Source organism: Bacillus sp. WP8 (genome assembly GCF_000800825.1).
GTDB classification, from domain to species: Bacteria; Bacillota; Bacilli; order Bacillales; family Bacillaceae; genus Bacillus; species Bacillus safensis.
This window is the reverse complement of the sequence record NZ_CP010075.1, coordinates 3,698,077-3,708,888: the sequence shown is the minus strand read 5'-3', so window position 1 is coordinate 3,708,888 and position 10,812 is coordinate 3,698,077. Positions and strand designations below refer to the sequence as shown.

Genomic DNA, 10,812 nt, shown 5'->3' with positions numbered 1-10,812 from the left:
CAAGCTGTGGATAAATAATTCAACAGGCTGTGTAATAACTTTCCACAGGTTATCCACAAATTGTGGATAATATAAATGGGCCAGATAAGTAATTAAGAGTTAAAACACAAATATAATATCAAAATAAACAAGATGGTGCAATGGGTGTCACAAACTTATCCACACACTTTACATCCTGTTGAAAAATAATTATCCACATCGGTTATTTGTGTGAAAAAAATGTCGATAATGGGTGTGGATAGTCTAAATATGCCGGAAAAATATCCACATCCATGTTTTGAAGGTCTTTTAGGAGGAAAAAAAGAATAAAATGCTGGAAACTAAAAAAGAAGGTTTCTTCGTTTGATAACTTATGTTATGCTTATAAGGTTGATAATAAGAGTTTTATCATTGATATTGACAATCGATGGGTTACACAAATATAATGAGTTAGACTGTCTTAAACAGCTATTCCTCAGGGAGGTGTCATAAATGAAAAGAACGTTTCAACCAAATAACCGTAAGCGTAGTAAAGTTCATGGCTTCCGCAGCCGTATGAGTACTAAAAACGGACGTCTAGTTTTAAAGCGACGCCGCAGCAAAGGTAGAAAAAAATTATCAGCTTAGGCCACTGAATAATGTCAGTGGTCTTTTTTACATAAAATCGTAAATGAACTGTCAGTTTTTATCGGAGTGGAAGAAAACATGAAGAAGCGAAACAGGCTAAAAAAAAATGAAGAGTTTCAAAAGGTGTTCAAAAAAGGTCAATCAATGGCAAATCGCCAATTCGTTATTTACCAGCTGGATCAGCCAAATCAAGATGAACTGCGTTTAGGATTGTCTGTCAGTAAGAAGATTGGTAATGCAGTGATAAGAAACCGAATTAAACGACTGATCCGTCAGGTGTTTTTAGAGGAAGGTCATAAGTTAAAGCAAGAAAAAGACTACATAGTCATTGCACGAAAACCAGCGAGTGAATTGACCTTTGAAGAAACAAAGAAGTCTCTCCAACATTTATTTAGAAAATCCGCTGTTTATCAACAACAACCGAAAAAGTCTTCGTAATAGAAACTTTCGTTGAATCAATTTTTAAAAGCGCTTCCTTCATCTAGTGAATTAAAATGAAACCACCACTTTGCAAAGAAAAAATGTTACCATACTGATTAGGTGAGTCACTTTCTTAATCAATTCCAACTTAAATAAAGTTTGAAGTAATGGGAGGAATCTTGTTGAAAAGGCGATTATTACTAATATTTAGCTTGATTGGCGTATTGGTTTTATTGGCAGGGTGTACACAGATCAATGAACCAATTACATCAGATAGTAAGGGATTCTGGAATTCTTATATTGTTTACCCGCTATCTCAATTAATCACGTACATGGCAAACTTAACTGGTGAAAACTATGGTGTAGCGATTATTATTGTGACACTGCTAATTCGCTTGCTTATTTTACCATTAATGATTAAACAGTTAAGAAGTACAAAAGCGATGCAAGCATTGCAGCCTGAATTGAAAAAGCTTCGTGAAAAATATAGCTCTAAAGATCAAAAAACACAGCAGCAGCTTCAGCAGGAAACAATGGCCCTTTTTCAAAAAAATGGCGTCAATCCGTTAGCAGGCTGTTTCCCAATTTTAATTCAAATGCCAATCCTTATTGGTTTCTATCATGCAATTATGAGAACAGCAGAAATTAAAAAGCATACATTCTTATGGTTTGACTTAGGTAGCCCAGATCCATTGTTCCTATTACCAATTATTGCGGGTGTAGCTACTTTCATTCAGCAAAAGCTGATGATGGCTGGAAATCCTTCGGACAACCCTCAAATGGCTATCATGTTATGGGTGATGCCGATTATGATCGTTGTGTTTGCAATTAGTTTCCCAGCAGCACTTTCATTGTACTGGGTTGTAGGTAACATTTTCATGATCATTCAAACATTGGTGATTAAAACACCTCAAGTAAAAGTAGATACAAAAGAAAAAGCTGGCGGGAATAAAAAATGAAGGAAATAACTGCTGTCGGTCGCACAATCGAAGAAGCAGTAGATTCCGGACTTAAACAAATTCAGCTACTACAAGAAGAAGTAGAAATCACAATAGTAGATGAAGGAAATAAAGGGTTTTTAGGATTATTTGGTAAAAGACAAGCTGTGGTCAAGTTAGTAGAAAAGATAAATGCACTTAAATTAGCTACACAGTATTTAGATAAAATTGTTAAGTCTATTGATCCTAAAGCAAAGATTATTTCCAAACAGGAACCGAAAAAGATTTCTTTCCACATTGATGGAGATAAAACGTCATTAATGATTGGAAAAAGAGGCCAAACATTGTACTCTTTAGAAACGTTGGTACAGCTAGTGTTTAATCGTTATTCTGATCAGTATCATCATATAACAATTGATATTGGCGATTATAGGAAGAAACGACAAGAAGCACTTGAACAATATGCCGTCAAAACAGCAAATCGGGTTTTAAAAACGAAGAGAAAGGTTCATTTAGAACCAATGCCTTCGAATGAACGAAAAATTGTCCATGATGCGATTGCTGCATTCTCTAAAGAACTTGCAACGGCATCTGAAGATACAGGCAGCAAGCGTCATGTTGTGGTGTTGTATAAAAAATAGCAGAAAGGCTAAGATTCAGCAAAGCTGGATTTTAGTCTTTTTTTATTGAAAAATTGCTTTTTATAGATGATTCATCCTTTATTTCTAAAAATTAAGTGTGAGATATGAGTGTAAAACGCCATTTTAACAAGTAAGTAAAGGGGTCAGGGCGTTTAAATTTATTGGATTTAGGTGTAAGATGTGAAGACAAGTTTCAAACGTCGTTATTCACATGTGGATAAGTTAAGTGTTAAAATAGATAAGATGCAAAGCTGTGGATAATTAGATATGGGATACTTTCACTTCGCTTTCATTTATGGTATCTTTAAATTTTGGATTAAGCGTTTTTGATATAGAGATGGACATTGTCCATTTAATAGATAACAGACTGTTTATTCAGTAGAGAAAGAGGTGAATGAGTGATGGATACAATTGCAGCAATTTCTACGCCGATGGGTGAAGGAGCAATTGCGATTATTCGTTTAAGCGGGCCTGATGCGGTACAGATTGCTGATCGGATGTATAAAGGTCCTAAGGAGAAAAAACTTATATCGGTGGATTCTCATACGATTCATTATGGTCATATTGTGGATTCTAGCACTGAGCAAGTAATAGAAGAGGTCATGGTGTCAGTATTAAGAGCGCCAAAAACATTTACGAGAGAAGACGTTATTGAGATTAACTGCCATGGCGGAATTGTAACGGTCAATAAAGTATTGCAGCTTGCTTTAAGAGAAGGAGCAAGATTAGCGGAGCCAGGTGAGTTTACAAAACGAGCTTTCTTAAATGGAAGAATTGATCTTTCACAGGCTGAAGCGGTAATGGATTTGATTCGCGCAAAGACAGATCGTGCGATGAATGTAGCGATTACTCAAATGGAGGGACGCCTCTCCGGTTTGATTAAACGACTTCGCGGCGAGATATTGGAAACTTTGGCCCATGTTGAAGTCAATATTGACTATCCTGAGTATGACGATGTTGAAGAAATGACGCATCGGGTCTTAGTTGAAAAGGCAACATCAGTGAAAAAGGAAATTGAGTCACTGTTAACGACGTCTCAGCAGGGGAAAATACTTCGCGAGGGCTTATCCACTGTCATTATTGGAAGACCGAATGTTGGGAAGTCTTCCTTGTTGAATAGTCTTGTACAGGAAACAAAAGCGATTGTAACGGATATTCCTGGAACAACGAGAGATGTCATTGAGGAATATGTAAATGTTAGAGGTGTACCGCTTCGTTTAGTCGATACTGCGGGTATACGTGAGACGGAGGACATTGTTGAGCGTATAGGGGTTGAACGATCTAGACAGGTCTTAAAAGAAGCTGACCTGATTTTACTTGTGCTCAATTATAGCGAGGAATTGTCAGAAGAGGATATCAAACTATTTGAGGCCGTCTCAGGCATGGATATCATCGTGATCGTGAATAAGACAGATCTTGAGCCTAAGCTTGATATCGAAAAGGTCAAGCAGTTAGCGAAGGATCGTCCGGTGGTTACGACATCATTATTACAAGAAAAGGGGATTGATGAGCTTGAAATTGCGATTCAATCACTATTCTTCACGGGTTCAATTGAAAGTGGAGATTTAACGTATGTAAGTAACACAAGGCATATTGCGCTCCTTCAGGCAGCAAAACAATCAATTGAGGATGCTCTTGAAGGAATTGAAATGGACGTACCGATCGACATAGTTCAAATAGATTTAACACGCTGCTGGGAACAGTTGGGTGAAATTATTGGGGATGCTGTTCATGAAAGCTTGATTGATCAGTTATTCTCTCAATTCTGTTTAGGAAAGTAAAGGGAGGAACATAAGAAATGGGTTATGAAGCTGGCAATTATGACGTAATCGTCGTGGGTGCCGGTCATGCTGGAGTTGAGGCTGCTCTTGCATCTGCAAGACAGGGCGCCAAAACACTTGTATTGACTATCAACCTCGATATGGTTGCTTTTATGCCATGTAATCCGTCCGTAGGCGGCCCCGCAAAAGGGATTGTCGTCAGAGAAATTGATGCTCTAGGCGGAGAAATGGCACGAAATATAGATAAGACGCATATTCAAATGCGCATGCTGAATACGGGGAAAGGACCTGCTGTCCGTGCGTTAAGAGCGCAAGCAGATAAGTTCCAATATCAGCATGAAATGAAAAAAACAATGGAAAATGAACCAAACCTGACAATGCTGCAAGGTATGGTAGATCATTTAATTGTAGAAGATGATGAATGTAAAGGTGTTGTTACTCAAACAGGGGCGAACTATCGTGCGAAGTCTGTTGTATTAACAACAGGGACTTTCTTGAAAGGCCGCATTATTTTAGGAGACCTTTCGTATTCAAGCGGTCCAAATAACCAGCAGCCTTCTATTAAATTATCGGATCATTTAGCAGAACTAGGATTTGATTTGGTTCGTTTTAAAACAGGAACACCTCCTCGAGTGAATAGCCACTCGATTGACTATAGTAAAACAGAAATTCAACCAGGTGATGATGTCCCGCGGGCATTCTCCTATGAAACGGTTGAATATATTACTGACCAGCTGCCATGCTGGCTAACATACACGAGTTTAGAGACTCATCAAATAATTGATGAGAATCTACACCGTTCTCCAATGTATTCAGGTATGATTAAAGGAACTGGCCCTAGATACTGTCCGTCCATTGAAGATAAAGTGGTTCGTTTCAATGATAAACCGAGACATCAAATTTTCTTAGAGCCAGAAGGTCGTAATACACAGGAAGTTTATGTTCAAGGATTGTCTACAAGTCTTCCTGAGGATGTACAGCAGCGCATGCTTTCAACCATCCCAGGACTCGAGAATGTACAAATGATGAGAGCGGGTTATGCCATCGAGTATGATGCGATTGTACCTACTCAATTGTGGCCTACACTTGAGACGAAGAAAATTTCTGGATTATATACAGCTGGCCAAATTAATGGTACGTCTGGTTATGAGGAAGCAGCAGGTCAAGGGATTATGGCAGGTATTAATGCAGGAAGAAAAGCATTAGGTAAAGAAGAAGTCATTTTAAGCCGATCTGATGCATATATCGGTGTTCTCATCGATGACCTTGTCACAAAAGGAACAAATGAACCATACCGTCTCTTGACATCACGTGCTGAGTATCGTCTACTTCTACGTCATGACAATGCTGATTTAAGATTAACTGAACTTGGGTATCAAATTGGATTAATTTCTGAAGAAAGATTCCAGTCATTCCAGCAGAAAAAAGAAGCCATCGAAGCAGAGAAAAAACGTTTATATTCTGTCATCATTAAACCAACAGCGGAGACTCAAGAATTTATTCGTTCACTCGGTGGAAGTGAGCTGAAGGACGGTATTCGTGCAAGCGATTTGATGAAGCGTCCAGAAATGAACTATGAATCTGTTGTGAAATTAGCTCCTGCTGAAACACCGCTTCCTTCTGATGTGTGTGAGCAGGTAGAGATTCAAATTAAATACGAAGGTTATATTGAAAAGTCACTCCAGCAAGTTGAAAAACTGAAAAAGATGGAGAACAAAAAGATTCCTGACCGAATTGATTATGACGCCATCAAAGGAATTGCAACTGAAGCGAAACAAAAGCTGAAAGAAGTCCGACCGCTTTCTGTTGCACAGGCTTCTCGTATTTCAGGCGTTAACCCTGCTGATATTTCTATCCTTTTAGTATATTTAGAGCAGGGGCGTATTGCGAAGATAGCAGAATAGAAAGGATGTCGGCATGAACATTGAACAATTTACAGCAGCACTAGAGGAGAAAGGGATCACTCTTTCTCCTGTGCAGCTTGAACAATTTGAAACCTACTTCCGCATGCTTGTAGAATGGAACGAGAAAATGAATTTAACGTCCATTACTGAAAAGGAAGAAGTGTATTTAAAGCATTTTTATGATTCAATATCAGCAGCATTTTTTATTGATTTTCACAAAGTGACGACGATTTGTGATATTGGAGCTGGTGCTGGTTTTCCAAGCATTCCTCTTAAAATTTGTTTCCCTCATCTACATGTGACCATTGTTGATTCTCTTCAGAAACGAATTACGTTTCTCAATGAGTTAGCAAAAGGATTAAACTTACAAGATACTACTTTTTATCATGATCGTGCGGAAACGTTTGGACAACGTAAGGAAAAGCGTGAAAGCTATGATCTTGTCACTGCTAGAGCAGTTGCACGTTTATCTGTCTTGAGCGAACTTTGTCTGCCTCTAGTGAAAAAGGAAGGATTGTTTGTTGCCTTAAAAGCATCTGCCGCTGACGAAGAAATGCAAGCAGGGAAAAAAGCCGTCACAATCCTCGGAGGAGAGGTTGTTGAGAAGCATTCCTTTGTTCTGCCTTTAGAAGAAAGCGAACGGAACATCATTGTCATTGAAAAGAAAAAGCAAACACCAAAAAAATATCCTAGAAAACCAGGAACACCTAATAAATCACCAATAGAAGGTTGATCATGTAAAAGGTCGGTTTTTCTTCAATATTTATGATTTTACAGAAGGAAAAAACATGAGAAAATAGAATTATAAAAAGGTAGTTTTTAAAGGTGGTGTAGGTTCATGAAGCATTCACTCTCACGCTTCTTCGGGCTTGGTGACAAAGAACATCCTGAGCGTGAAACCGAAATAGAGGCAGAGATTGCTGAGCATGATACATTAAAGGAAGAGATACAGGAGCTCCCGGTCGACACAATTATGCCAAACCGTTTTCAGCCACGCACCATTTTTTCAGAAGAAAAGATACAAGAGCTGGCCACGACGATTCATACCCATGGCATTATCCAACCGATTGTTGTTAGACCAACAGAAGAAGAAGGAAAATATGAACTGATCGCCGGCGAAAGACGTTGGAGAGCGGTACAGACTCTTCAATGGGAGAAAATCCCCGCTATTATAAAAGATTTTACTGATACGGAAACGGCATCTGTGGCATTGATTGAAAATTTGCAAAGAGAAGAGCTGTCTGCTATTGAGGAGGCTCATGCTTATGCACGTCTTTTAGAGCTCCATGATTTAACACAAGAGGCGCTTGCTCAGCGTTTAGGCAAGGGACAATCAACTGTTGCAAACAAATTAAGACTTTTAAAGTTGCCTGAAGAGGTACAACAAGCCATTTTAGAGAAAAAAATCTCTGAAAGACATGCACGTTCACTTGTGCCCCTAAAGCTTCCAGAATTACAAATCGCGCTATTGCAGGAAATCATCGAAAAGCAGTTGAATGTGAAACAGACTGAAGAGCGTGTAGTGAAGATGCTTGAACAAAAAACAGATCGCAAACCGAAGCCAAAACGTAAGGCGTTTAGTCGTGATACACGAATTGCGATGAATACCATTCGTCAGTCTCTCCACATGGTGGAAGACAGCGGACTTAAGATAAATACCGAGGAAGAAGAGTTTGAGGAATATATCCAATTAACAATTCGAATCCCTAAATAGAAAAAAGCTGATGAGCGCCACTCGTCAGCTTTTTTTTGTCTTATTTCTAGCACACATTCAATATACATTATATTTATAAATTGGTAAAATATGATTTTAGAAGTGTAAAGGAGGTGACAACTACTTGATGAAGATGAAGAAGACTACTTTCGCCATTATTTGTTATTTACTATTTTCTTTTTCTCTTTTTTCAAATGAAGCGACAATATACGCTGTGAAATCGTCAACGGCTCATCATGCGGATGAAAGTTTGATGACCAACGAAGAATTGAACGTTCTGAAGGAGCAAGGTGCTGTTTCTCAAGATGTGACTGTACAGCAATTCAATCAAGAGTATGCGTCTTCCGACGATTCGATCGACTTGATTACAGCTGACGATGATTTGAAGAACTATGGATTACGACAAAATAAGCAGGATGAGCTGGTGACGGATGAGAAGCCGCACACCCTCAAGCTCCTTTTAGGAAAGCCGTATCCTGGTACCGATATTATCCCTAAAAAAGGAGATATTTTGGTGACAACCACTGATGCTGTGAAGGGGTTGGTTGGACATGCAGGTATCGTCATTAATGAGAAAAGCTATGCTTCTATTCCAGGGTTACGGCAGCATCCGCAACTAGATTCCATTCATAACTGGTTTCGCTATAGTGCCAATACAAAGGTAATTCGAATTAATCAAGAGGAAAAGGCAGATTTAGCAGGAGAATGGGCACACGATTATGTGAAAGGTCATCCGAAGGCTCGCTACTCCATTACCATGTCCATTCAATCACTGGATCCGACTTATTGTTCAAAGATTGTGTGGCAGGCCTATGGCAAAACAGGGGACGCATTGGGACATGCGAACTTTACCATTAAGACACCCTATGGATTTTTAAAAAAGAAAAGCTATAAAACAGTAACTCCTAAGGTCATTGTGAGTGAAGGCCGTAAAATAGGTGAATTAAACTTTTGACACGTGACCCTCACTTTTGATGAAAGTGAGGGTTTTGAGCATGTCTATTTCTTGAAAAAGATATATCAATATACTTTTCGGGTGTGTTTTCATTCATCCTTTTATGTACGAAAAGGCACATTCACCGACGAATTTATAATAGGGAAACAAAAAAAGCAAACGTTTCATACTTTTTTTGATAGAATAGGAAGTATGAATGAATGAGAAACTTGTTAAGTTGAAAGTGGGTGACATCGTGGGAAAAATCATAGCGATTACCAACCAGAAGGGCGGCGTCGGGAAGACGACAACTTCTGTTAATTTGGGTGCGTGTTTAGCATACATAGGCAAACGAGTGTTGTTAGTTGATATTGATCCGCAGGGCAATGCCACGAGTGGTATTGGGATTGAGAAGGCCGACGTAGAGAAGTGTGTGTACGATATTTTAGTTGATGATGCAGATGTTCTTGATGTGATTAAGACGACAGAGGTCGAGAATCTTGATGTCATTCCTGCGACGATACAGCTTGCAGGGGCTGAAATAGAGCTTGTGCCTACAATCTCACGTGAAGTGAGGCTGAAGAGAGCACTTGAATCTGTTAAGCAGAATTATGATTATATGATTATTGACTGCCCGCCATCACTTGGACTACTGACGATTAATGCGTTAACTGCCTCTGATTCCGTTTTAATACCAGTTCAGTGCGAATATTATGCGCTTGAAGGATTGAGCCAATTGTTAAACACAGTTCGTCTCGTGCAGAAACATTTAAATACCGATCTAGCCATTGAAGGTGTCTTACTGACAATGCTTGATGCCAGAACAAATCTTGGGATTCAGGTTATCGAAGAAGTGAAGAAGTACTTTAGAGATAAAGTCTATCAAACCGTGATTCCTAGAAATGTGAGGCTGAGTGAAGCGCCAAGTCATGGAAAGCCGATTATCTTGTATGATCCACGTTCAAGAGGTGCAGATGTCTATTTAGACTTAGCAAAGGAAGTGGATGCGAATGGCTAAAGGTCTTGGAAAGGGTATTAATGCACTATTTAACAACGTAGACTCAAATGAAGAAACGGTTGAAGAAATCAAACTAAAGGATTTGCGCCCGAATCCGTATCAGCCAAGGAAAACGTTTGATGATGATGCGTTGTCTGATCTGAAAGAATCGATTCAGCAGCACGGTGTTTTACAGCCAATCATTGTTCGTAAATCGATTAAAGGATATGACATTGTAGCAGGGGAGCGCCGTTTTCGAGCGGCACAACAAGCTGGTCTGACAACAATTCCTGCGATCGTTCGAGAGTTTTCAGAAACTCTGATGAGAGAAATTGCCCTTTTAGAAAACCTGCAGCGCGAGGATCTATCTCCACTAGAGGAAGCCGAAGCGTATGCTTCCTTGCTGGATCATCTAAGTGTGACGCAAGAGGAATTAGCGAAGCGATTAGGGAAAAGCAGACCGCATATTGCGAACCATCTCCGTCTGTTGACTTTACCGGATGACATACAAAAGCTGATTGCAAATGGAACGTTATCAATGGGACATGGCCGGACATTGCTTAGCTTAAAAAACAAAAAGAAGCTGGCGCCTTTAGTAAAGAAAATCGTGGATGAGGGATTAAACGTACGCCAGGTTGAGAAACTTGTGCAGCAGTTAAACGAAAATGTTCCACGTGAAACAAAGAAAAAAGAAGCACCAAAGGATCGAGTTTTGAAAGAAAGAGAGTCTTTCTTACAAAACTACTTTGGTACTTCCGTGACGATCAAGAAACAAAAGAAAAAAGGGAAAATTGAAATTGAATTTCTCTCCAATGAAGATTTAGAAAGAATCCTTGAATTGCTTTCTACGAGGGAATCATCAGAGTGACCATCTTGA

At 39.2% G+C, this 10,812-nt stretch carries 11 protein-coding genes; all 11 read left to right on the top strand.

Translation table 11 applies throughout. From position 1 onward, the window contains the following. The first annotated feature begins 471 nt into the window (after nt 1-471). The 11 genes from rpmH (at nt 472) to QR42_RS18645 (ending at nt 10,803) form a co-directional block, all read left to right on the top strand. Nucleotides 472-606 (top strand): 50S ribosomal protein L34, encoded by a 135-nt coding sequence (gene rpmH / locus QR42_RS19205; RefSeq protein WP_073208224.1) that lies wholly within the window; start codon nt 472-474, stop codon nt 604-606. A 78-nt stretch (nt 607-684) separates the two neighbouring features. Beyond that, nucleotides 685-1,044, top strand: coding sequence for a ribonuclease P protein component (gene rnpA / locus QR42_RS18690; RefSeq protein ID WP_008360906.1), 360 nt, complete (start codon nt 685-687; stop codon nt 1,042-1,044). 158 nt (nt 1,045-1,202) lie between these two features. Continuing rightward, the gene (gene spoIIIJ / locus QR42_RS18685; protein WP_087976621.1) at nt 1,203-1,985 is read left to right on the top strand and encodes a YidC family membrane integrase SpoIIIJ; all 783 of its coding nucleotides are present in this window, start codon (nt 1,203-1,205) and stop codon (nt 1,983-1,985) included. Beyond that, on the top strand, nt 1,982-2,605 hold the full coding sequence (gene jag / locus QR42_RS18680; RefSeq protein ID WP_039182938.1) for an RNA-binding cell elongation regulator Jag/EloR: 624 nt from the start codon (nt 1,982-1,984) through the stop codon (nt 2,603-2,605). The genes spoIIIJ and jag overlap by 4 nt, the downstream gene beginning before the upstream one ends. Before the next feature lie 401 nt (nt 2,606-3,006). Further along, entirely contained in the window at nt 3,007-4,386 is a 1,380-nt protein-coding gene (gene mnmE, locus QR42_RS18675) for a tRNA uridine-5-carboxymethylaminomethyl(34) synthesis GTPase MnmE (protein ID WP_039182936.1), read from the top strand. A gap of 17 nt (nt 4,387-4,403) precedes the next feature. Next, a complete protein-coding gene (gene mnmG / locus QR42_RS18670) occupies nt 4,404-6,290 on the top strand; it encodes a tRNA uridine-5-carboxymethylaminomethyl(34) synthesis enzyme MnmG (RefSeq protein ID WP_039182934.1) in 1,887 nt (628 codons plus the stop codon). Between the two features lie 13 nt (nt 6,291-6,303). Beyond that, a complete protein-coding gene (gene rsmG / locus QR42_RS18665; protein WP_039182932.1) occupies nt 6,304-7,023 on the top strand; it encodes a 16S rRNA (guanine(527)-N(7))-methyltransferase RsmG in 720 nt (239 codons plus the stop codon). Between the two features lie 105 nt (nt 7,024-7,128). Next, nucleotides 7,129-8,004 (top strand): nucleoid occlusion protein, encoded by an 876-nt coding sequence (gene noc, locus QR42_RS18660; protein WP_039182930.1) that lies wholly within the window; start codon nt 7,129-7,131, stop codon nt 8,002-8,004. A 127-nt stretch (nt 8,005-8,131) separates the two neighbouring features. After that, entirely contained in the window at nt 8,132-8,959 is an 828-nt protein-coding gene (locus tag QR42_RS18655) for an orthopoxovirus pf05708 family protein (protein WP_039183420.1), read from the top strand. A gap of 235 nt (nt 8,960-9,194) precedes the next feature. After that, a complete protein-coding gene (gene soj / locus QR42_RS18650) occupies nt 9,195-9,956 on the top strand; it encodes a sporulation initiation inhibitor protein Soj (RefSeq protein WP_008360890.1) in 762 nt (253 codons plus the stop codon). After that, nucleotides 9,949-10,803, top strand: coding sequence for a ParB/RepB/Spo0J family partition protein (locus QR42_RS18645; protein WP_024424064.1), 855 nt, complete (start codon nt 9,949-9,951; stop codon nt 10,801-10,803). The genes soj and QR42_RS18645 overlap by 8 nt, the downstream gene beginning before the upstream one ends. The last annotated feature ends 9 nt before the right edge of the window (nt 10,804-10,812 follow it).

Excerpts from the sequence above, each read along its gene's own strand:
- rpmH (WP_073208224.1), top strand. The coding sequence starts at position 472 with ATGAAAAGAACGTTTCAACCAAATAACCGTAAGCGTAGTAAAGTTCAT.
- rnpA (WP_008360906.1), top strand. The coding sequence starts at position 685 with ATGAAGAAGCGAAACAGGCTAAAAAAAAATGAAGAGTTTCAAAAGGTG.
- jag (WP_039182938.1), top strand. The coding sequence starts at position 1,982 with ATGAAGGAAATAACTGCTGTCGGTCGCACAATCGAAGAAGCAGTAGAT.
- mnmE (WP_039182936.1), top strand. The coding sequence starts at position 3,007 with ATGGATACAATTGCAGCAATTTCTACGCCGATGGGTGAAGGAGCAATT.
- mnmG (WP_039182934.1), top strand. The coding sequence starts at position 4,404 with ATGGGTTATGAAGCTGGCAATTATGACGTAATCGTCGTGGGTGCCGGT.
- rsmG (WP_039182932.1), top strand. The coding sequence starts at position 6,304 with ATGAACATTGAACAATTTACAGCAGCACTAGAGGAGAAAGGGATCACT.
- noc (WP_039182930.1), top strand. The coding sequence starts at position 7,129 with ATGAAGCATTCACTCTCACGCTTCTTCGGGCTTGGTGACAAAGAACAT.
- QR42_RS18655 (WP_039183420.1), top strand. The coding sequence starts at position 8,132 with ATGAAGATGAAGAAGACTACTTTCGCCATTATTTGTTATTTACTATTT.
- QR42_RS18645 (WP_024424064.1), top strand. The coding sequence starts at position 9,949 with ATGGCTAAAGGTCTTGGAAAGGGTATTAATGCACTATTTAACAACGTA.